Genomic DNA, 22,331 nt, shown 5'->3' with positions numbered 1-22,331 from the left:
ACGCAAAAAAACGGCCGGGTCATCTAAAAGACGACCCGGCCGTATTGGCAAGCTGAAGCGCTTACTGCACTTCTACCGCCAGGCTTTCACTGATCTTTTTCTGCCAGATGGCAGGACCGGTGATGTGTACCGACTCACCCTTGCTGTCGACCGCAACGGTAACCGGCATGTCTTTCACGTCGAACTCGTAGATTGCTTCCATGCCCAGTTCGGCGAAAGCCACCACGCGGGATTTCTTGATGGCTTGCGCCACCAGGTAAGCCGCGCCGCCGACTGCCATCAGGTAAACGGCTTTGTGGTCCTTGATCGCTTCGATCGCGGTCGGGCCGCGCTCGGATTTGCCGATCATGCCCAACAGGCCGGTTTGCTCGAGGATCTGGCGAGTGAACTTGTCCATCCGCGTCGCGGTGGTCGGACCGGCAGGGCCCACCACTTCTTCGCGCACCGGATCAACCGGGCCGACGTAGTAGATGAAGCGACCTTTGAGGTCAACCGGCAGGGTTTCACCCTTGTTCAGCATCTCGACCATGCGCTTGTGCGCAGCGTCGCGACCGGTGAGCATCTTGCCGTTGAGCAGCACGGTTTCGCCCGGCTTCCAGCTCTGCACGTCTTCCGGGGTCAGGGTGTCGAGGTTCACGCGACGGGCCGACGGGCCGGCTTCCCAGACGATTTCCGGGTAGGCGTCCAGCGGTGGCGCTTCCAGCGAGGCCGGGCCGGAACCGTCGAGCACGAAATGCGCGTGACGGGTGGCGGCGCAGTTCGGGATCATGCACACCGGCAACGAAGCGGCGTGGGTCGGGTAATCCATGATCTTCACGTCGAGCACGGTGGTCAGGCCACCCAGGCCCTGGGCGCCGATGCCCAGTTGGTTGACCTTCTCGAACAGCTCCAGACGCATCTCTTCGATACGGTTCTGTGGGCCACGCGCTTTCAGTTCGTGAATGTCGATGGATTCCATCAACACTTCCTTGGCCATGACGGCGGCTTTCTCGGCGGTGCCGCCGATACCGATACCCAGCATGCCCGGTGGGCACCAGCCGGCGCCCATTTCCGGAACAGTCTTCAACACCCAGTCGACGATCGAATCAGACGGATTGAGCATGGCCATTTTCGACTTGTTCTCGGAACCGCCGCCCTTGGCCGCCACGTCCACTTCCACGGTGTTACCCGGAACGATGGAGTAGTGGATAACGGCCGGGGTGTTGTCCTTGGTGTTTTTACGAGCGCCCGCCGGGTCGGCGAGGATCGAGGCACGCAGGACGTTTTCCGGCAGGTTGTAAGCCCGGCGCACGCCTTCGTTGATCATGTCGTCCAGGCCCATGGTGGCGCCATCCCAACGTACGTCCATGCCCACGCGAACGAACACGGTAACGATGCCGGTGTCCTGGCAGATCGGGCGGTGGCCTGTGGCGCACATCCGCGAGTTGATCAGGATTTGCGCCATGGAGTCACGGGCTGCTGGCGATTCTTCGCGCAGGTAGGCTTCGTGCATCGCCTGGATGAAGTCAACGGGGTGGTAATAGGAAATGAACTGCAGGGCGTCGGCAACGCTCTGAATCAGGTCGTCTTGCTTGATCACGGTCATGAGTCGCGCTCCTCTAAAAGACGGGAACATTCAATAAGGTGCTTGCAGCTTGGGTGCATCGGTCGGTTGCAAGCACCTTTACAAGGCACGCCGGGGCTGCTGGCGCGACGCTAAAAAGGCGCGGCAGTATAACGCGCCTCGGTTCCGGGCACACCCGCCGGTAGTCAATCGTTGGTCGCATACGCAAGTCGGTCGTGTGAACCCGATCCCTGTAGGAGCTGTGTAGGAGCTGTCGAGTGAAACGAGGCTGCGATCTTTTGATCTTGTCTTTAAAAAGCAAAGTCAAAAGATCGCAGCCTCGTTTCACTCGACAGCTCCTACACAGCGTTTACAAGGGGAAGTCAGTCAGCGTTCTGACGCCAGTTTTCCGCCCTTAAAATTGAATGGTCATTTATCAGGCACGCTACTAAAGTGGCATTCGGTCTGTAGAGTAGGACACTCAAGCAGCCTCCCTTCGCACGGTGAGTCAACGATTGACCCATAACGCCATCCAACGCTTGTTGCTCAAACGCTTTGCCCTCGCAGCCGGCACCTACGCCCTGGCTTTGTTGCTGTTGTGGCTGGCGTTTTTCACCGGTCATTACGATGAATCCCTGGCCAACGTGGCCATCGGCAGTGCGCTGGTGGTCATCAGTCAGGCCGCGTTGTTTGCGGTGTTTTACAGTGGCTGCAACCTGCGTTTTTCCGACCCCAGCCTGACTGAAGCGCAAGTGTTGCTGGGGCTGGGTTGGCAAACCTGGCTGATCGCCAATCTGGATGAAGCACGCGGCGCGTTCCTGGTGTTCTACGTGCTGATTCTGCTGTTCGGGTTGTTCCATCTTTCGCGCATGGCCTTTTTGCGGTGCGCGCTGTTGGTGTTTTTCAGTTTCAGCGCGATCACGCTGTGGGAGGGCTACCACTTCCAGTTACCCGACCCGGCACTGGCCGCATTGCAGGTGTGCGTGTTGCTCATCGTGTTGGTCTGGCTGGAACTTTATGCCCGTCACGTCCAGACCTCCCGTCAACGCATGCGCCAGCGCCGATTCGCCTTGCAGGCGCATCAGGACACCCTGCGCGGGATGATGCGCCAGCTCGAAGACCTGGTGGCCACCGACGAACTGACCGGGCTGTTTAATCGCCGGCATTTCCTGCGCCTGGCCTCCCGTGAGCTGAAGGCCATGGACGCCGGTGTCATGCATGGCCTGGCGCTGATCGACCTCGACCATTTCAAACGGATCAACGATGTGCACGGCCATGCCGCCGGTGATCAGGTGCTGCAAGCTTTTGCCGCCGTGGCCACCGCCTGCTTGCGCGATGGCGATGTGCTGGCCCGTTACGGTGGCGAAGAATTCGTCGTGCTGTTGCCCGATTGCAACGCCGAGCGCTTGACCTCCTGTTGCGAGCGGCTGCGCATTGCGTTCACCGATGTAGAACTGATCGGACTCAACGTCGCCCATCTCAGCTTGTCGGCGGGCATGACATTGCTCGAACTGGGCGACGATCTCGATGAAGCCTTGCAGCGCGCCGACCAGGCGCTTTATCGCGCCAAGCGTGACGGCCGCAATCGTTGCGCGGCCGCGTGGGAGAACGTCGATGCCTGAGTTACGGGTCGGCGAACGCCAATGGTCGGTGGCGGCGGGCAGCAACCTGCTCGATGCGTTGAATCAGAACGGCGTGTCTGTGCCCTACAGCTGTCGCGCCGGCAGTTGCCATGCCTGTCTGGTGCAATGTGTCCAAGGGCTGCCGAGTGACAGCCGCCCCGACGCCCTGAGCGCAGACCAGCGTCAGCAAGGCTGGCGCCTGGCGTGTCAGTGTCAGGTGGTCGAGGACTTGCAGGTGCACACCTTCGATCCTCAGCAGGATGGCCGCCCGGCCGAGGTGGCGGCTGTCGATTGGCTGAGCGCCAGCGTGTTGCGTTTGCGCCTGACCCCTCAAAGCCCTTTGCGCTACAGCGCCGGGCAGCATCTGGTGTTGTGGGCGGGCAACGTGGCGCGCCCGTATTCATTGGCCAGCCTGCCGGAAGAAGACCGCTTTCTGGAGTTCCATCTCGATTGTCGCCAGTCGGGGGAATTCAGCGACGCGGCCCGCCAGCTGAAAATCGGCGATTCGATCCGCCTCGGCGAGTTGCGCGGTGGGGCCTTGCATTACGACCTGGACTGGAACACCCGACCGCTTTGGCTGATGGCCGCCGGCACGGGTTTGGGGCCGTTGTTCGGTATCTTGCGTGAAGCGCTACGGCAAGATCACCAAGGTGCCATTCGTGTCATTCACCTGGCCCATGATGGCGAGGAACATTACCTGGCCAAACCCCTGCAAGCCATGGCAGCCAGCCACCCGAACCTGAGCATTGAGCTGTGGACAGCGGCCGAGTTGCCAGAGGCTTTGGCGCAACTGCGGCTTGTCTCCCGGCAAACCCTGGCCTTACTCTGCGGGGCCCCTGACAGCGTCGACGCCTTTGCCCGGCGCTTGTACCTGGCGGGATTGCCGCGCAATCAACTGCTGGCGGATGTCTTTGTTCTCCGTGGTTGAGCGCTGATTTTCAGACACCGAGACCACCATGAGCGATGCCATCCAATTTGAACGTGAGCGCGGCCTGCTGATCCTGCGCCTCAACCGCCCCGACAAGAAAAACGCCCTGACCCGCGCCATGTACAGCCACTTGGCCGAAGCGCTGAAACTGGCGGATTCCGACCCGGAAATCAACGCCGTGCTGATCACCGGTTCTACCGAGTGCTTCACCGCTGGCAACGACATCGCCGATTTCATCCAGCAACCACCGAGCAACCTCGACAGCCCGGTGTTTCAGTTCATGCTCACCCTGCTCGAATGCCGCAAACCGGTGATCGCTGCCGTGGCCGGCGCGGCGGTGGGCATTGGCACGACGATGCTGCTGCATTGCGATCTGGTGTATGTCAGTCGCGATGCGCGCCTTCGCATGCCGTTCGTTAATCTTGGGTTATGCCCGGAGTTCGGCTCCAGCCTGCTTCTGCCGCGGTTGCTCGGGCAGGCCAAAGCCGCCGAGTTGTTGCTGCTGGGCGAAGGTTTCAGTGGTGAACAAGCCGCGCGGTGGGGCATTGCAACCGAAGCCTTGGACAGTGGCGAAGCGGCGTTGGCCAAGGCACGGGAGATGGCGTTGCGTTTCGAGTCGCTGCCTTCGGAAGCGGTGCGTATCAGCAAGCAATTGATGAAAGCCCCGGACCGCGAACAACTGCGCAAGGCAATAGAAGAAGAGAGCGCACAGTTCACCCAACGGTTGCGCTCGCCGGAAGCGATTGCGGCGTTGACCGGGTTCATCAAACGCCATTGATTCTGCGGTGACTGGGCGGGCCCCATCGCGAGCAAGCTCGCTCCCACAGGGGATTTGTGAACACTTGAGATCCAATGTGGAAGCGAGCTTGCTCGCGATAGCGTCAGCCCAGGCAACACCTCTTCTGGATCAGAAACAAAAAAGCCCCGCCATTCACATGGCGGGGCTTTTGTTTTTCAGCAACCGGTCAATCAGACCATCGGGTCGCCAACGTGGAGGATTTTCATCCCGTTGGTGCCGCCGATGGTGTGGTAGCTGTCGCCCTTGGTCAGGATGACCCAGTCGCCTTTCTCCACAACACCGCGCTTGAGCAACTCGTCGATCGCGGCCTGGCTGACTTGCTCAGGCGGCAGCGATGCCGGGTCGAACGGTACGGTGTAGACACCGCGGAACATGGCCGCACGGGCCTGGGTTTCGCGGTGCGGGGAGAACGCGTAGATCGGTATCGAGGAACGGATACGCGACATGATCAACGGCGTGTAGCCACTTTCGGTCAACGCGATGATCGCCTTCACGCCCGGGAAGTGGTTGGCGGTGTACATGGCCGCCAGGGCGATGCTCTGGTCGCAGCTTTCGAAGACCTTGCCGATGCGGTGGCTGGAGGTCTTGCTGGTCGGGTGCTTTTCAGCGCCGATGCAGATGCGCGCCATGGCTTGCACGGCTTCCAGCGGGTACAGACCGGCAGCACTTTCAGCCGAGAGCATCACGGCGTCGGTGTAGTCGAGCACGGCGTTGGCCACGTCGGACACTTCGGCGCGGGTTGGCATCGGGTTCTGGATCATCGACTCCATCATCTGGGTCGCCACGATCACAGCCTTGTTGTGGCGGCGCGCGTGCAGAATGATTTTCTTCTGAATGCCCACCAGCTCGGCGTCGCCGATTTCCACACCCAGGTCACCACGAGCCACCATGACGGCGTCGGATGCATTGATCAGCGCGTCGAGGGTTTCGTCATCGGCCACGGCCTCGGCGCGTTCGATCTTCGCCACCAGCCAGGCAGTACCGCCGGCTTCGTCGCGCAGTTGACGGGCGTATTCCATGTCGGCGGCGTCTCGCGGGAAGGACACGGCGAGGTAGTCGACTTGCATCTCGGCAGCGAGCTTGATGTCGGCCTTGTCTTTTTCAGTCAGGGCCGGTGCGGTCAGGCCGCCACCGCGACGGTTGATGCCTTTGTGGTCCGACAGCGGGCCGCCGATCAGCACGGTGCAGTTCAGCTCGGTGGCATTGGCGGTATCAACGCGCATGACCACGCGGCCGTCGTCGAGCAGCAGCTCGTCGCCTACGCCGCAGTCCTTGACCAGATCCGGGTAGTCGATGCCGACGACGGTCTGGGTGCCTTCGGTCAGAGGATGGCTGGTGGAGAAGGTGAATTGATCACCGATCTTCAGCTCGATCTTCTTGTTGGCGAATTTGGCGATACGGATTTTCGGGCCTTGCAGGTCACCCAGCAGGGCGACGAAGCGGCCGTGCTTGGCAGCGAGGTCACGCACCAGCTTCGCGCGAGCCTTGTGCTCGTCGGGGGTGCCGTGGGAGAAGTTCAGGCGGGCGACGTCCAGGCCAGCCAGAATCAGCTGTTCGAGAACTTCCGGCGAGTTACTGGCCGGGCCAAGGGTAGCGACGATTTTGGTGCGACGGACGGACATGCATAGACTCCTGAGTTCAAGCGCTGAGTGAGGCTACTATGCTCTGCGGGTGTAGTCATTGTTCGTTTGCACTACTTATTGCTTTCTTTATTGAACGTGAGTGGGGGCAGTTTTTCTTTCGGGCGCCAGATTGCAGAGTTGAAGGCAAGTCGCGATGCGCAGGCGTCCGACAATGCGCTACGTCGGCCGTTTGTCTGAACTGTCATTTCTATCAGGTACGTTTGGCAGGCGGAGGTGTTTGTATTCTCTGGATGTCGTCAACAGGTGACGCACCAAGGAGATGAAGATGACAACACAGACTCAGATTTCCATTCCAGTCATCGTGCAACCGGTAGAGGGTTCAACGGTTTCCGATCCGTTCAATATCACGGGCAGTGGAGAGCCTGGCGCGACTGTTGAGGTCGCAGTCGCAGGCGGTGCTCTGCTGATTTCGACCGTGAGTGCTGCTGGCACTTGGCAGGGGTCGGCCAAATTGCTGAAAGGTGTGCACAGCATTACTGCACGTCAGCGGCGTGATGGTTTTGCTTCGGCCTGGTCACCCGATCGAGCATTCACAGTCGATTGATCCGGCGTTTTAGTCGCGGTGAACAAGCGCCGACCCAGGTCGGCGCTTTTTATGTACAGATTTTGGCGCAGCGTTATTTCAATATGGGTTCCCTGAAGATTTCCGCCAGCGGGTCGATACAGAGCTCAAGACAGGAGAACCCCCATGCGATTCGTGCTCATTGCCGCCCTTGCCATCAGTGCCCTCAGCGTCACGGGCTGCACCCGTTGGTCGATGAACCATCATTTGAATAACGCCTACAGCGCCTATGACCGTGGCAATTGCGAGCAAGTAACGCTCGAACTGTCCAAAGTCGAACGCGCCAGCCGCGCGCGGCCGTATGTGTGGCCGGAGGTGTCGATGTTGCGCGGCTTGTGCCTGGAACGGCAGAAACTGTTTGTCGATGCGGCGCAAACCTACCAGTTCATCATGGCCTCGTACCCGCAAAGTGAATACGCCTACCGCGCCCGCGCCCGCCTGGAAACCTTGCAGTCGCTGGGCCACTACCCGCTGCGCAGTGCGGCTGCGGTCGTGCGCCCGACGCAGTTCTGATTGCCGTAGTTGTTCAAAGACTGGCTCACCGGCGGTGGTGAGCTATAGTCGAATAGATCGATTTAGAGCCTTGCCTCTAATCGACGCAACACCTGTGATCGGCAGGAGTAAGCGGCAGCAGCTTTATGGACTGTCGCACCGGGATCGGGGAGAGCGCGCCCATGCCTCTGTATAAAAGAAGCAGGCCCGTTCCGAAGCATTAGTGCGGCTCTGCTTAAGGGCCTTGCTGGGCCATTTGCGCATGTTCACTGACCGCCGGATCGAGCGGCATCAACTGCCGTATTTTCTAAGAGTGTTCAACAGCGTCACCGACAAACCCATCGGCTTTCTGGGCAACGTGTCCGAAGACGGGCTGATGCTGATCAGTCAGTTGCCGATGATGATCGGCGCCGATTTCGATTTGCGCCTGAAAATCCCTGCCAGCGATGGCTGCATGCAGGTCATTGATCTTCAGGCGTGTTGCCTGTGGTGCCATGAAGACACGACCCCTCACCACTATGACGCCGGGTTCAGCCTGCAACGGGCCCCGCCGGAGTATGGGCAACTGATCAGCGCCTTGAAGCGATACTTCAGTTTTCAGTCGTTGCCTGCCTCTGCCTGAAATCTACGCAATCTTGGCGATAGCCATCGCGAGCAAGCTCGCTCCCACAGGGGCTCGGTGTTGATCCACAAGATTTGTGCCCAGCAACGATCTCCTGTGGGAGCGAGCTTGCTCGCGATGACGTCAGCGCAAACAACAAAGAACCAACGGCTGAAATGCTACGTCGTCTTGATCGCCATCTCGTTCGCCAGTGACCGCTCCACCAGCATCAACCCCAACTCACTCATCCGATAAATCGCCATCGCCAGGTGACGCGGTCTGTCGTCCAGGCTTTCAGCCAGGTCGAGCAGCAGAATGCTGACGGTCGAAAAGGCCTCGTAGGTCTCGATGGTCAAGGCTTCGGGATTGGCATCGGGGACAACGGTGAACATTTTCATGGCGCGGTCCTGGGAAGAGCGGAGGTGGTTGATGTCGGGTTTGAGGTAATGGTCCAGCGCCTTGTCGGCAGCGGCGTGGAGCTTTTTTGAATCGAGGGTGGAGTAGGGGGAAACCGGGTTGGTTTCGGGGGGATTCGGTGTTGGTTTGAACATAAACGTAAATCCTCTAATGGGGCTACCACCGTCTCGCGACTAAACGAGGGGTGGCGGCTGTACGCAGGTTAGTCGACCGGGAGGATTACGAAAAAACCGGCGCGCCCGAGGGCGCCCTGCGCACAGCCACCATCGAGTGCGGGGATAGGGAATACCCGACTGGATGACGCTTATGCACCTTTCGCAATACCTACCCAGGCGACTAAACCCGGCCGCTGATTGGCAGCGACGCGGATCAAGTTACGGGGCAATACCAAGGCGCACAAGCCGGCGGATTCTGGCGGATCTGTAGTCCGTTACGCAAGGCGGTGTAGTCACTCGCCGACTGCTGAAGAATCACTGCGAATGAGTTGGCGAAGGGGCTTGCCGTTCGTCGGGACTGTCAGTTTTTACAGGTTGAAGGTCTGTTGGAGGCGTTGTAGAACAGGAGTCAAGAAATCAACTCTCCTTACCAGGCTGATAGGTAATTTCCTCATGGCAGACGAAGAACGCACTGAGATGACTTCCGAAGGGGACGACGAGATTTTTGGCATGCAACTACATGGTCCCGAAAGTATGTCGTTTACAGGACGCAACCCCCACTTTGTCTGGAGTTTAGGCGGGATTCTGCCGGATAAAGTATGGCTGTCTCTGAAGGCAGCTGGCTCAGAAGTTGCCAAGGTGGATGGGCTGCTTTTGTTAGCCGGTTTGCGATTCGACTTTCCCTCTGCGGGGAGTCTGGATTACACCCACGCAACGCCATTGTTGTTTGAAGGTTTCAGGAGTGGTTATCCCCGTGAGCGCTTACGGAGGGAGTGCTGGGCAGGAAAGCCCGTACGCATCACGGAGCCGTTGAGCCTTCAGTCGGTAATGAATCCTCTGCGAGTCAAAGGAGAGGGGGCACCAGGCGCGAAGATTAGAATCGTCCGGTCCGATAATCTGAACGTTGTCTTGAGCGATTTTGTCGACGTATCTAGCTTAGGTACCTGGGAAGTCGAGCTGAACCAATATATACCCCAGACCCCGGGCAACGGGATTATTGCGCAGATGTCTTTCGGCACTTACCCGCCTGTTTACTCTGAAAGGGTTGTTCTATGGGTTTCGGGTCTTGTATTCACCTCACCCACGTCGAATGAAGTTGTGCGCAGCGATAAGATCGTCTTCAAGGGCCGGACAAGCTCCTTGTTCACTTTTCCCGTCACAGTGGTGAATCAGAAAGACCTTAACGAAGTAGTGAGCGTCGTTGCGGAGCCGGACCAAGAGACCAAACTCTGGGAAGCTGCTGCCAAAGAAACGCCGCGTCTGCCTAGTGGCGTTATAACTGTGCGATCCCGGTATCTTTTGGGAGGCTCATACACTTTTTCCGACCCACTGACCTTTCGTGTACTGGGCACTCCAGTCATCGCCGCCCCTGCTTCCGGTAGCCAACAGAACCAGACGTTCACCCTTTCCGGTAACCAGGGGCTTCTCGGCGCCAAGGTCGAGATATTCAAGGATTTGGGAACCACGAAGGTCGGCGAAAGTGGCGTGTTGACGAGTGCGAACTGGACCGCTCAGGTCACTGTGGACCCGGGGAACCAATCTCTGGTTGCGTTACAAAACCATAGCGGGAAACAGTCACAGCGAGGTGCTCCGCGCGGATTCAACATCCGACCCCCCCAGTTACCGCCAATCACTGTCACGTACCCCAACGAGACCACCGTGCGTTTGTCAGGCACGGCATATAACGCTGTGGGCGCGGATACGAAGGTCCACATTCATTACAGGCAGCCTAGTGCGCCGACCTTGCCGGATGTCGATGCCTCAAGCGGAAGCTGGACAAGGGACATCATGGGTCTCTTGCCACGTAACTCTCCATACACGTTCGACGCACAGCAGAGCGTTACTGACGGCATCGGTGGTCGGATCAAGAACGCGAGTTGGACCACGGCAGTAGTGACGATGATTACGCCCGAGCCGATCCTCAATACTCCCACTCTGAGCGGACAGATCCCTACGTTCACCGGGCGAGGCAACGTCTGGACGGGGCAGGCCGCTGCCAGGATCGAAGTCCGGCTCAACGGCAGCACTCATGCCCTTCTGGGGCAAGCAAATGTGGCCGCTGGCGGTACGTGGACCGTCAGGGCTACTGCCAAGTTGGCCCCCGGTACTTACGTGGTCACTGTCTTTCAGTTGATGAACAACGTCTGGTCCACTGCGGCAACAGCGCCCAATCTGATCATCAAACCTGACCCGTCGCTCGTCACCAAACCCGGCAGCGCGCCCGTGGAGCTAACGACAGAGTTCAACGGCACCACCTGGCCGAATGCCGATGTCGTCGTGCGCTACAAGGATGGCGCGCAGATCCACGCGTTCAAGTCCAACGCCACGACAGGGTATTGGGGTTTTAACGCCACGCTGAAGTCTCCCGGCTCGATCACCGTTCAGGTAGAAGCGACGTTTGGCGGACAGGCATCCACCTGGAAGGATCACACCTTCACGGTCAAAACCCCGGTGCCGGGCATTACTTACCCGCAGAACAATAACGAGGTGGGTTTCAAACTCATCGTCCGGGGCACGAACGCTTTCCCGGGCAGCACGATCAAAGTGTTCGACGCAACGAGCAGCAACAAGGTGTTGGGGCAAACGACCGTATCGACCACGGGTGCCTGGGCGGTTGAGCTCGACAAGGAGTTCGAGAAAGAGGGGCAGCAGGTTATCTATGTCGTGCAACAGTTCGGGACGTATCCATCCGAACCCAGTGCCGCGATAGTCTTCAACGTCAAGGTGGGGTTGCCGGTCATCACCACGCCCGCTGCCAATGCCCGGTTTGCTCGCAGCAGCGAGGTGGTGGGCACCGGTATACCCGGAGCGTCGGTCACGCTGAAGATTGGCAACACGGTGATTGCATCCGACATTCCGGTGGGCGCGAATGGCCAATGGCGCCGGACTGTCAACCTGCCGACTGTGGGCTCGACAACAATGGTGGCCGAGCAGAGTTACAGGGGCGGGATGCGGCCCAGTATCAATCGTGTGTTCACCGTCGTGCCGAATGCGCCGGTGATCGAAAGCCCGAGCGGGGGCGAATTCGTCACGCCAGCGTGGGTAGTGGCGTCCGGGGCGGGTTATCCCGGCGATACGGTGAGCGTGACGCGGGATGGTTACACGGAGGTCATCGGTAGTTTTGTGGTGGATCCGCAGGGTTACTGGTCTGGCAAATTGACCCATGTGCTGGGAGGGGCAGATCCTTACTTGTATCGTGCACTCAGTACCTTTAATGCCGTGGTGTCGGACTGGAGTGTCGCCAGCGTGACGTTGCTCGCTGCCGGGCCGACCCTTTACGAACCGGCCGCCGGTGACTGGGTGGGCGCCCAACCGTTTTACCGGGGGCTGGCCACGCCGGGGGCGGCGATCACCGTTGCCTCCTGCTTCAACCCTGCGCAGGTGCTGGCGTCCACAACTGCCGATGCCTACGGGCGATGGGAGATACAGAGTTCGCAGACGTTGCCGGAGGGGGCTTGCCGGGTCGTGGTGCAACAAATCTCTGGGGGCGTCGTATCGGAGCGGGTCGAAAGCGGGCGTTTTATGGTGGAGAAATTGCCCAGGGACTTCACGGCACCGACGATCGATTATCCAAAGCCAGGTGACCGCGTGGGGCGCAAGCCGGTGATGTCGGGCAGTGGTGTGCCAGGGGCGTATGTTCAGATTTTTAAAGCAGGCGTCCTCACCGAATTGGCCGGTGGTTTCGTGGACCGCGAGGGGCGTTGGACGGCCAGTTTCACGGCAGCGTTGCCGGTAGGGGCGTTTACCTGTTCTGTTCGTCAGCTCCGGGATGATGTGTCGTCGGCCTTGCGGCTGTCGAATCAGGCGTTGACTGTGGTTCAGGTACCCGCCAATTTTCCAGGCCCCGTCATTATCGGGCCGCAGATGAACGAACAAGTCGAAGTGCAGCCACTGATCAGCGGTACTGGCATGCCGGGTGCCCGTATCGATGTGCATAAACACAACAACCTGACGCAGGTCGAAGCCAGCGCCATCGTGGATGCACAGGGCATGTGGTCGGTTCGTCTGCCTGTGCTGACTGTTGGACCGCATCAGATTGTGGCGCGACAGTTTATCGACGGCCAGCTCTCAGTCTTTTTCGGCCCGATCAACGTCACCGTGACAAACACAATCAGACCCCTGGTCATACTCAGCCCACAGAGCAACGCTCAAGTCCCCCCTCGCCCATTGATCCGCGGCATCGCATTGCCGGGGGCGACCGTGAACCTGCGCAAGGACGGTGACGGTAATACCGGTTACGGCACGGGTGTGGCGGACGCTCAGGGGCATTGGGCGATCGTCGTCACACGTACGTTGCCAATTGGCCAGTTTGTCATTACCGGGAATGTAACCAAAGCAGGGACACCGTCTGACTGGATGCCGGTGCCCGTCCGGCTGCGGGTGGTTAACGCGGGTTGAATGAGCGTTCATGTCGATGCGTGAATATTTAGATAAATAGTTGCGTCTACTGTCATTTATGACAGTAGACGCGGCTCCGATGCAGGTATTGAATCTCCCCACAGTATGCGCTTTTCAAGCGCCCAGGCCGATGCTCGGCGCTATCGGTCAATCAAGGAGCATGACAATGACAGGTTCCAGTCTTCGTCCCAGCCAGCAACTGCTGGTTAATCTCTTCGATGAGGCGCGCATTGCCCGGTTGGGCACGTTGCAGGCGTTCATGGACAAGGGCGGTAACGTGTTCGATCTGGTGCAGCGACGCCACGCCGATCTGTGCAAGGAGTTCAAACTCACCGCGCACGAGGGGCGTCTGTTGCTGCAGCGCAGTTACAGCCTGGCCCGGTACCTGGCGCGTGAGTTCCGCGAGCAGCGTTTGACGCGCCACGAGGATGCCGGCCGCGGGCCGCGTACCGGCGTGCGAGCGCTGGTTGACGGGCCGACGTTCGCCGATCTGTTCAAGCCGGATCTGGCCAACAGCAGCCCCGCCGGGTCTATTGAATCGAGCGTTTCCCCGGTGGCGTACCTGATGTCGATCATTCAATGGGCGTTACTCAATGTTGAGCCCAGCGGGGCGCCAGGGCAAAGCATTGGTCTGAACGTGCGACGTCCCGATCTGTGGGCTCTTTTGATCGACGAGGGCGCGGTCAATCGTGTGGAACCGGCGATCAGTATCGTGACCGAGGTGTTGATGGCCAACATCGAAGCCAACAAGCAGGTCCCGTTGGACATCGACGGTTTGCTGATCACCGCGCGCTACCCCAACACACTACCTTTCGACCGCTCCTGGCAAACCATTGAACATGCCGTCAAGGCTCGCAGGACGTCCAACCTGCTGGGCGATATCGTGCGCCTGACTGACTTGCAGTATCCGTACTTCAAGGAAACGGGTGCCCGTGGTGCCAATTCCGATATTGCCTTGCGCATGACGTCAGGCCTGGCACCCGGACAGCAGGCGCTGTTGACCGAGCCTGGGCGCACGCCCGCCTCGTCCTCCCTCGGTGATAAAAGACCGGCGCTGCCCTGGGTCAACCCGCGAACCCGGCATGTCGTTGAGCCATCGAATACTCCGATCGAGGACTTTTTTCGGGACAACTTCAACTGTGAACGCTATCAGGAATTGCTGGACCTCGATGCGTTCAGCCGGGCCACGCAGCTTGATCAGACCGGGGTGGAGGCGCTGTTTTCCATTGGCTCGTTTGCCCCTGTGTTGTCTCCCAATGCCCCGGCCCTGCTCAGGGGGCGAGACCCGCTCAAGCCGATCGACGAAACGAATCCTGCCGCACCGACCACCCCGGTCGATTTCGGATCGGTGTATGTCAATGGTGGCCAGGGAGAGCCGATCTCTCTGCAAAGGGTGAGCAACGGCAACGCAGTGAATTTCAGGCTCCGGAATCTGGACAGCAGCAACCAGCATCGTTTTGACCGCATCAATCGCAAGGTGCGCCTGGATCGCTGGCTGGGTCTGGCGGCCTACGAGACTGACCAATTGATCATTGCGTCAATCAACGCCGAAAACCGTGGAGGATCGGCGCGCGTCAAAGTCATCTGGATCACTGATGACACGATGCGCTCTATTGGCCTGTTTCAAGAGTTGCGAGGCGATTACGGCTGTACGGCGGAAGAGTGTGCGGCCTTTCTGGACGTTGTTTCGGTGTATGGGCGGGGCAAGGAACTCTCGCAGTTCGACCGTATTTACAACGCGCAATCGTTGTTCCTCAAGCCACTGCAGATCGATGACGTCGAGTTCTCCGTGGTCCCGCAAAACGACGAAGATCAACGTACCGCCGATCACATTTGTGCGGCCCTGGGCATTACCTTCAGCACTTACCGGTATCTGGCCGTGTTGATTGCGATTGCCCATGACCCGGAGGCCGGCGCGTCGGCCATGAAGCTCAAGCGCAGCCTCTCGGTGCTATCGAGTTTTTATCGACTGCCTCGCTTGTTTGGCATCAGCCCGTTGGAAGGGGTGGCGCTGCTGAATTTTCTGGATACCGAAAACGATGGTTGGCTCGCTCAACTGGCGGGGCCTACGCAGGTTGCCCTGCACAGACTCACGACGCAGACCGATACGTTGAGTGTTATCCATGCAGCGCTTACGGCAGTGTTTTGGAGCCGGCACGAACAGTTGAGCGCAATGTGGCTGATGCAGCATGTGCAGCCGGTGCAGGTGCCGGTGGCGGCGGCCGATGCGGAACTCAAGTTGCTGGAGCAATTGAATACCCAGCTGCAACCGGTACGCATGAGCGAAGTGCTACTGCTGGACGCAGGGGTACCACCCGACAAGCCCCTTCGAGGCTGGATGCAGCTGCTTGCAGAGTTGGTGGACGGTGCCGGGCTGATAATCGGCCGGAGCGGGGAGTCCGAAAACAGTTACCGGGACCGCGCCAGTGTGGAAATCAATGCGGCAGTGAAGGCCGCCGGCGTTCCGTTAGAGAGCATGCCCTGGGTAGAAGACACCATCCTGACGGCGGTATTAAAGACCCGGACGGGACAGCGCACGGTGGTGCAGGAAAGTTTTGCGGTGTATCTGGAGTTGTCTTCGGACCTGGTATTGCCGGTTATCGACTGGTCGGGCGGTAATGTCTATCAACTCCTTGACCAGGCGATCAAGGCCATTCCCGCAGGCCTGCCGGCGGAAGCCGCCGAGGAGCCGGTTGAGCCCCCTGAACCTGAGGAGTCCGAGCGACGGGAGTTTTTGCGGTTGCTCGTCGAATTGAGCCGGCGCAGTAGCGTGGCCCGCGAGATCAAGCTCAGTTCGGCGATGTTGGTGCAGTACCTGGAAGGTGGACAATCGACCTGGTTCGGCGTGGAGGACAGAAGCGAGCTGTCACTCAGAACCATCTTCTATCTGACTCTGTACGGTCGGGCCGTGAAACTGGCCAGGCAACCGGCTGAGAAACTGCTCGACTACTTGAAAATGGTCAATCAACTGCCCGAGGACCTCTCCGAGGATGCCCTGAGCCTGGTACGTGATGCGGCGGCCGGGAAGTTGGCCGACTTTTTCGGCTGTGGCATCAGAGACGTTCTGGAGTGCGCCGCCCATGTCAACCCGCCTGCGCAGGACGGATCCGAGGCACCCAAACCGCTGATCCGCAACCTGCCGCAACTGGCGTTGCTGTTGCGATTACTGGAAGGCGAGGAGCTGACAGGCATGGGGTTCACAACGTTGCTGACGTTGGGACGTTTGACGCCTAAAAGCAGCGACGAAGCCTATCGCGAGGCCGCAGAGCGTGCGCTGGAAAGCCTGTCGCGGGCGTCTGTGGACGGACAGGACGAGCCCCTTGGCGAGTTCGGCCAAAGCCTTGATGTACGTTGCCAGGTGGACAACAAAAAACTGGTGGCCAATGTGCCGGGTGAAATGGCGACCTTCACTCTGGTCCTGCGCAACTTCGCCGGTGAGTTGATGAAGTATGTCGATGTGTACTGGAGCCACAGCGGAGTCGGGGTGCTGTTGGATTACGCCACCCGTACCGACCATGAGGGCAAGACGTCGACCCGATTGCTGGCCGACAGTGAAATGGGCGCTGCTCATGTGTCGTATAGGCTGGACATGCGTGAAGAGGTCCATGCGGGCACCGTAGTGATTGATTGCGGTGATGCTCTGTACTTTGAGACGTTCAGTAAAGAGGTCGTGCCGGATCGCGAATTGCTGGCCGATGGAAAAGACACCGCCAGGGTTTCGGTGCGGGTCATCGATGAATATGGAAACCTGGCCATCGGCAAGCCGATTTCCTGGTCCTCGATGTTGGGCACGATCAGTCCGGAAGAAACCTTCACCAACAGCGAGGGTATCGCCAGAGTGTACTTGACGAGCCGGCAGCCGGGGGCGGAGAGAGTCATTGCCCGCCATGCGCTCAGCGGGGAGGCCGCAGTGTTCACCGACATCAGATTTGTCGATGAGCCCCGCATCAAAGCCTTTTATATCGATTCGGCAGCCGTGTCTGGCCGGTCGTTGCGGTTGGTATGTGATGTGATCGGGTTAGACGGTGAAGGGTATGCGGGCTACGACGTTCGATGGAGTGTGGGAATCAATGTGGGAACCGCGAAGACCGATGAACACGGTCGTGCTGTCTGGACGTCCAGGTTGGACAGCGCAGGTGAATCGGAGGTGACGGCGGAAGTCGGCACGCTCGGTCTGCAGGAACGTATAGAGATCTTCGTGGCTGAGGATGTGTTGATTACGGACTGGTCCACCGACTATAGGGCGCCTGTCGCGGGGGCGCGTGAGCCGAGCATGCTCTGGATCGAGCTCAAGGACAGCCTCTCGGACGGTGCTCGTCCGATCACGAAGTATCCGGTCAGATGGAGCATTGAATCGAGCTCGAAAAAAGGGGCCGCCCCCCAAAGCATTACGATCGAAACCGATTCGGCCGGGCGCTCGACGTTCCCATTCAAGGTCAGTAACGAAGGGACGTACAAGGTAACGGCACAACCGGAAGACCAGGACTCCGGGAAGGTTTTCAACCTGACCGTCGAGGCGGCTTTCATATGGGACGTCAAGCTCTTCAGGCTGGAGGACGGCGTCGAACACCCCGTAGAACAGGTGAACGACACGCTGCCCTTGCTGAGAAACAGTCGCTACCGGCTGGAGATCGAGCCGGTGAGTGCGCTGCCCGAAAGGGAAAAGGCGACCGCCGTTGTCGGCTGGAGTGCCGTCCATAGCGCCGCCGCAATGGGCATAACGTTCACGCCAAGGCTTGCCGCTACCGAAGCGTTTAAACCGGGCGAACCGTTGTCCTGGCTCATCGATTGCGCCGATGTGCGCGATGGCGATTTCCAGTTGGCACTCAATTGCTCGCAAGTGAGCGAGCTTTTATTTTTGCCGGGCACGTTGAGAAAACCTGCCGCGAGCTGAATGTCTCGCCGGGGCCACCAGGCCCTGGCGTTCGGTAAACCACGGTTGCCCCTGCGCCCGTTGTCGGGCTGAGGCATTGAGTTAACAGGATGGGAGTCCAACATGTCGATGTCCAACCAGGGCCCAATGGCTCAGTCATTGCTCGACGCCGTCGCCAGCCTCGCGCGCAATACACGACTGATTACACAACCGGGTGGCGTAAAACCGGTGACCCGGGACGATTTGTACGAGCTGTTGTTCGTCGACCCGCAGGTCAGTGCCGAGCCTCGGACCACTCATGTGGCGCAGGCGATCGCCAGCGTCCAGCAGTACATCAACAGCGTATACAACGGCATGGAACCGGGTTATTCCGAGGCGCGTTTCGACCCTGAAGATGTGGAGTACTGGCAGAACATCCAAAGTCGCTTTGATATCTGGGCCGCCAATCAAATGGTCGAGGATTACCCGGAAAATTTTATCGATCCCTCGTTGCGGATCAAACGGACGAGTTTGTTCAAAACCCTTGAAAGCAACCTGAACCAGACGCGGCTCACCGAAGATTCCGTGCACAGTGCGATCAAGGAGTATTTGCGAGCCTTCCAGGAAACCTGTGACATGGAGGTGCTCAGCGGTTATATCGACCGCAGCGACTTCAAGGACGCCACGTATTATTTCATCGGCAGGGAGCGCACTCCGCCTTACCGGTATTTCTGGCGTAAGGCGCGGATCGATGTCTCTGCAAACCCGAACTATGTCAACCCGACGGCCTGGGGCGAGTGGCAATCGATCGATATTCCGTTGACTGAAACGATGCTGGATATTCGTCCAGTGTTCTGGAGGGGACGTTTGTCCGTGGTCTGGGCCACCTGGGCCGAGGCGCTGACTAACGATGAAGGTCAGCAGGTGGAGCCGGCGCGGCTGGACGTGCTGGCGTCTTTCGTGACAATCAGCGGGCAATGGTCCGCTCCGGTGACTTTGCACCAGTCGCAGTACGACAAGGACTTTGAACCGTTAACGGGGCGTCTGGTAGCGGTGGTGTTTGCCGAGCAACGCGGCGCGGATGACAAACTGGCGGTGTGTTTCACCGGCCTCTCATCGATGGACGAGGATGACGACGGCAAGCCTTCCATCTACGAGATCCGTGACACGCTGTTTCGCAAGCGGCCGAACGAAATGGCCGCCCTGTTGGAGTTGGCGCACGTACGGTTCAAGGACCGCGATACGTTGCAGTTCTCCGTCATGCCGCAGGAGCGCATTTCGTTGACGGTGGACAGTACAACCAACGAGTCGGGAGACCTGAATGAGCACCTCAAGCTGGAGGTGACCATTGCGCGCGAGTTGGTAGCCGGCACGCTGAAGGACGTCCTGCGGGTGCGGGGGACCTGCGACAAGAACCTTGGCGGCGTGGAGGCGACGTTCAAACTTGAATTCACCACCGCGACAGAAGTAGACCCGGCACCATGGACAGGCAAGCTCAATATCGACGGAAATCTGCGCACACCGTGGATGAAAATAGAACGCGGTGGTGGTGAATTACCCATCAATAAGGCGATTCCTTTTGTGTTTGGGGCCGAGGGGCACGGTCGCAACGCTTTCGATGTGAAGCTGTCCTCATTACCGCAAACGTATGTGGTGCCAAAACTCCATCGAAGCACCGACTCGGCGGCGCAGTTTCTGGACTTCAATAATGCGATCGCCGGGCAAAAATTCCGTTACACCCGACTGAATACGCTGATTGGCCCGCAACTGGTGGCCCGGGCAGATATTTCCGTGGCGGCGGTACTGGACTGGACGACCCAGCATTTGCCAGAACCCGCGCTGCCCGGTGGTGCCGTGGAAATCAATGGCCCCTTCGACGGCAGCAATGGGCTGTACTTCTGGGAGTTGTTTTTTCACCTGGTGCACCTGGTCACCCATCGCCTGCGCGATGAAGGGCGTTTTCTTGAGGCTCAGCGCTGGAGTCATTACCTGTTCGATCCGCAATTGAAGGCGCAGTCTTTTACGGACATCGAACCCGGTGTGCCGGACGCCCCCGACTATTGGCGCTGCCGGCCGCTCAACCTGCCGGGCGACATTGCCCATGAACTGGCCTTGCCCAATGACCCGGACGCCATTGCCTATGGCAAACCCAGGCATTACCAGATTGCCTTGTTCATGGGGTATGTGCGTACGCTGATCGAATGGGGCGACTGGTTGTACCGGCAGTTGACCCGCGACAGTCTGGCGGCGGCGCAATTGCATTACTTGCGTGCGCAGTCGCTGATGGGCGAAGCCCCTGAGTTTGGTACGGCCAACGATTGGGTGCCCCAACCCATCGAAGATCTGATTAGCGAACTGGGCGAACGTCAGACATTGAGGGAGTTCGAGCAAACATTTGTGCTGTCGGCGGACACTTGGCCCCAGGGCACGACCACCCGACCCCGACTGGAGATGCTGGGGGTCAACGTCTTTCGGGCACCGCTCAACCAGGAGTGGCTGAATACTTACCGTGAAATCAGTCAACGAATGTTCAACCTGCGTCACTACCTGACGCTGGATGGCAAACCGTTGTCCCTGCCCCTTTACGCGCCGCCAGCGGACCCTCGGGAACTGTTGCGGGCACAAGCGGCCGGCACCGATGGTCTGGCACGACGGATGGGGGGGCAACTGGTGGTGCCACCGTATCGGTTCCGCACGATGCTGGAAATGGCCTTGCGTGCCGTGGAAACCCATGCGCGTTTTGGCGAGCAATTGCGCCTTCATATGGAGCAGCGTGATCGCGGCCAGCAGGAGGAATTGCAACAGAGCCATTTGATCGAGTTGGGTGCCTTTGCCGAAAATGTTCAGAAGGAAACCATCAGCCAGTTGCAAGAGGCCAGGAATGCGTTGTTGCAAACCCGGGGGCAGGTGCAGGCACGCATGGTGCATTTCGAGCAGTTATCCCGCGAGAATGTGTCGGTGGTCGAATACGAGGTCATGGATCAAATACTGGCTAGCAAAATATTTGCTGCCACGGGTTCCGCGTTGAACGGCGTGGGCGCCATTGTCGATACATTTCCCAATGTCTTCGGTCTGGCCAATGGCGGTCATCAGATTGGCAGTCCCTTTCGTGCTGTAGGTTACGGGATGCAAGTGATCTCGGAAGGCTTGCTCATGGACGCCGACCGCATGGCCAGCTCCGAACAGTACCGGCGTCGCCAGCAAGACTGGAACTTCAACAGCCAGCAGGCCAGGCTTGAACTGCAGGCGATGGATCAGCAACTGCTGGCTCATGACCACTCCATCAGCGCGGCCACGGCCAGCCTGCGCCAGACCGAAACCGCGAGTGCCCAGGCTCAGGCGCTTTACACGTTTTACAAACAGGAGCGCTTGACCACGGTCGAACTCAGCTCCTGGATGCTGGGCCAGATGAAGAACCTTTATTTTCCGGCCCATGATGCGGTGATCTCACTGTGTCAGACCGTTGAAACCTGCCTGCGCTACGAAACCGGCGACTATGACTCAAAGTCCTTTATTCGCCCGGAAGTGTGGATGGAGAAGTACCACGGCCTGACGGCGGCCGAGTCGCTGAAACTGGACTTGCTGTTGCTGGAAAGCGAGTACCTCAAACGACACGAACGGCGGCTGGAGCTGGTCAAGACGGTGTCGTTGCGACAGCTGTTCGATAATCCGGTCCATGCGGCGGACCAAGACTTTGGCAATTGGCGGGAGGCCTTGACGGTATTTGACCCCATCGACGGGGCGGGCAGCCTGAACTTTAACCTCACCCAAAAGCTGTTCGACTTCGATTACCCGGGGCATTACTGCCGGCAGATCATTTCGGTCAGCGTTTCGCTGCCAGTATTGGTGGGGCCTTATCAGGACGTGCGAGCGACTCTGGTGCAGCGTGGCAGCCATACGTTGACAAAACCACTGTTTTCAGCGGTGCAGTTCATGCACGGCGTGAAGGACAGCGCGGCGGGGCCGGATATCAAGATCAACGTGCGCAACAGCCAACAGATCTGCGTTTCCACCGGCCTGGACGATAACGGCATGGTCGTCATGGCGACCGACGACCGTTACCTGCCCTTCGAAGGTACCGGTGCGGTGTCGAATTGGACGTTGAGCTTCCCCCGGCATGGCAAGGAAGAACAAGCGTCAATGCTTGCGACTCTGAACGACATCATTGTGACCGTCCGCTATCTGGCCAGGGATGGCGGACCGGATCTGGCACGCGAGGTGGAAAAGCTGCTCGCCCCCCCCGGAGACGACGCCGTGAGTTCCAGTGAGGGGTTTTCGGTGGGTTGCGCAGTCGGCGACTTTGGTTGAATACAAGGACT

General features: G+C 59.1%; 12 protein-coding genes. 9 read left to right on the top strand and 3 right to left on the bottom strand.

The genetic code is table 11. The features are described 5' to 3' along the window. Positions 1-61: 61 nt before the first annotated feature. Positions 62-1,585, bottom strand: coding sequence for a fumarate hydratase (locus CUN63_RS06050; protein WP_129437918.1), 1,524 nt, complete (start codon positions 1,583-1,585; stop codon positions 62-64). Positions 1,586-2,058: 473 nt separating this feature from the next. On the opposite strand from CUN63_RS06050, the gene CUN63_RS06045 reads away from it, so the two are divergent. Genes CUN63_RS06045 through CUN63_RS06035 form a run of 3 tightly spaced genes read left to right on the top strand, consistent with a single transcriptional unit; the run spans position 2,059 to position 4,871 of the window. Beyond that, the gene (locus CUN63_RS06045; RefSeq protein ID WP_129437916.1) at positions 2,059-3,165 is read left to right on the top strand and encodes a GGDEF domain-containing protein; all 1,107 of its coding nucleotides are present in this window, start codon (positions 2,059-2,061) and stop codon (positions 3,163-3,165) included. Then, positions 3,158-4,093: an iron-sulfur-binding ferredoxin reductase gene (locus CUN63_RS06040; protein ID WP_129437914.1), complete on the top strand. Its 936-nt coding sequence runs from the start codon at positions 3,158-3,160 to the stop codon at positions 4,091-4,093. Before CUN63_RS06045 ends, CUN63_RS06040 begins: the two co-directional genes overlap by 8 nt. Positions 4,094-4,121: 28 nt before the next feature. Beyond that, on the top strand, positions 4,122-4,871 hold the full coding sequence (locus CUN63_RS06035) for an enoyl-CoA hydratase-related protein (protein ID WP_129437912.1): 750 nt from the start codon (positions 4,122-4,124) through the stop codon (positions 4,869-4,871). 191 nt (positions 4,872-5,062) lie between these two features. On the opposite strand, the gene pyk is transcribed toward CUN63_RS06035, so the two are convergent. After that, complete coding sequence (pyk, locus tag CUN63_RS06030) at positions 5,063-6,514, bottom strand: pyruvate kinase (protein WP_129437911.1); 1,452 nt, start codon at positions 6,512-6,514, stop codon at positions 5,063-5,065. Between the two features lie 286 nt (positions 6,515-6,800). Between pyk and CUN63_RS06025 the strand changes: the two genes are divergently transcribed. The 3 genes from CUN63_RS06025 (at position 6,801) to CUN63_RS06015 (ending at position 8,211) form a co-directional block, all read left to right on the top strand. Next, positions 6,801-7,079 carry a hypothetical protein gene (locus tag CUN63_RS06025; protein ID WP_129437909.1) on the top strand — a complete coding sequence of 93 codons (279 nt, stop codon included), beginning with the start codon at positions 6,801-6,803 and terminating at the stop codon, positions 7,077-7,079. 144 nt (positions 7,080-7,223) lie between these two features. Further along, positions 7,224-7,610, top strand: coding sequence for a tol-pal system YbgF family protein (locus CUN63_RS06020; protein WP_046049689.1), 387 nt, complete (start codon positions 7,224-7,226; stop codon positions 7,608-7,610). A gap of 241 nt (positions 7,611-7,851) precedes the next feature. Continuing rightward, positions 7,852-8,211 carry a PilZ domain-containing protein gene (locus CUN63_RS06015; protein WP_129437907.1) on the top strand — a complete coding sequence of 120 codons (360 nt, stop codon included), beginning with the start codon at positions 7,852-7,854 and terminating at the stop codon, positions 8,209-8,211. A gap of 158 nt (positions 8,212-8,369) precedes the next feature. On the opposite strand, the gene CUN63_RS06010 is transcribed toward CUN63_RS06015, so the two are convergent. Continuing rightward, positions 8,370-8,741: a DUF6124 family protein gene (locus CUN63_RS06010; RefSeq protein WP_129437905.1), complete on the bottom strand. Its 372-nt coding sequence runs from the start codon at positions 8,739-8,741 to the stop codon at positions 8,370-8,372. A gap of 474 nt (positions 8,742-9,215) precedes the next feature. Here CUN63_RS06010 and CUN63_RS06005 point away from each other — a divergent pair, with 474 nt between their 5' ends. The 3 genes from CUN63_RS06005 (at position 9,216) to CUN63_RS05995 (ending at position 22,320) form a co-directional block, all read left to right on the top strand. Continuing rightward, entirely contained in the window at positions 9,216-13,160 is a 3,945-nt protein-coding gene (locus tag CUN63_RS06005) for a hypothetical protein (RefSeq protein WP_129437903.1), read from the top strand. A 130-nt stretch (positions 13,161-13,290) separates the two neighbouring features. Beyond that, positions 13,291-18,054 carry a Tc toxin subunit A gene (locus tag CUN63_RS06000; protein WP_165353234.1) on the top strand — a complete coding sequence of 1,588 codons (4,764 nt, stop codon included), beginning with the start codon at positions 13,291-13,293 and terminating at the stop codon, positions 18,052-18,054. 102 nt (positions 18,055-18,156) lie between these two features. Next, complete coding sequence (locus tag CUN63_RS05995; RefSeq protein ID WP_129437899.1) at positions 18,157-22,320, top strand: neuraminidase-like domain-containing protein; 4,164 nt, start codon at positions 18,157-18,159, stop codon at positions 22,318-22,320. The last annotated feature ends 11 nt before the right edge of the window (positions 22,321-22,331 follow it).

The sequence above is a fragment of the Pseudomonas sp. ACM7 genome (assembly GCF_004136015.1).
Classification (GTDB): domain Bacteria; phylum Pseudomonadota; class Gammaproteobacteria; order Pseudomonadales; family Pseudomonadaceae; genus Aquipseudomonas; species Aquipseudomonas frigoris.
This window is presented reverse-complemented; position numbering and strand designations above follow the sequence as displayed.

Bases quoted from the DNA above. Each gene is read 5' to 3' on its own strand.
- CUN63_RS06010 (WP_129437905.1), bottom strand. From the start codon at position 8,741: ATGTTCAAACCAACACCGAATCCCCCCGAAACCAACCCGGTTTCCCCC.
- CUN63_RS06005 (WP_129437903.1), top strand. From the start codon at position 9,216: ATGGCAGACGAAGAACGCACTGAGATGACTTCCGAAGGGGACGACGAG.
- CUN63_RS06040 (WP_129437914.1), top strand. From the start codon at position 3,158: ATGCCTGAGTTACGGGTCGGCGAACGCCAATGGTCGGTGGCGGCGGGC.
- pyk (WP_129437911.1), bottom strand. From the start codon at position 6,514: ATGTCCGTCCGTCGCACCAAAATCGTCGCTACCCTTGGCCCGGCCAGT.
- CUN63_RS06000 (WP_165353234.1), top strand. From the start codon at position 13,291: ATGCTCGGCGCTATCGGTCAATCAAGGAGCATGACAATGACAGGTTCC.
- CUN63_RS06020 (WP_046049689.1), top strand. From the start codon at position 7,224: ATGCGATTCGTGCTCATTGCCGCCCTTGCCATCAGTGCCCTCAGCGTC.
- CUN63_RS06035 (WP_129437912.1), top strand. From the start codon at position 4,122: ATGAGCGATGCCATCCAATTTGAACGTGAGCGCGGCCTGCTGATCCTG.
- CUN63_RS06015 (WP_129437907.1), top strand. From the start codon at position 7,852: ATGTTCACTGACCGCCGGATCGAGCGGCATCAACTGCCGTATTTTCTA.
- CUN63_RS06025 (WP_129437909.1), top strand. From the start codon at position 6,801: ATGACAACACAGACTCAGATTTCCATTCCAGTCATCGTGCAACCGGTA.
- CUN63_RS05995 (WP_129437899.1), top strand. From the start codon at position 18,157: ATGTCGATGTCCAACCAGGGCCCAATGGCTCAGTCATTGCTCGACGCC.
- CUN63_RS06050 (WP_129437918.1), bottom strand. From the start codon at position 1,585: ATGACCGTGATCAAGCAAGACGACCTGATTCAGAGCGTTGCCGACGCC.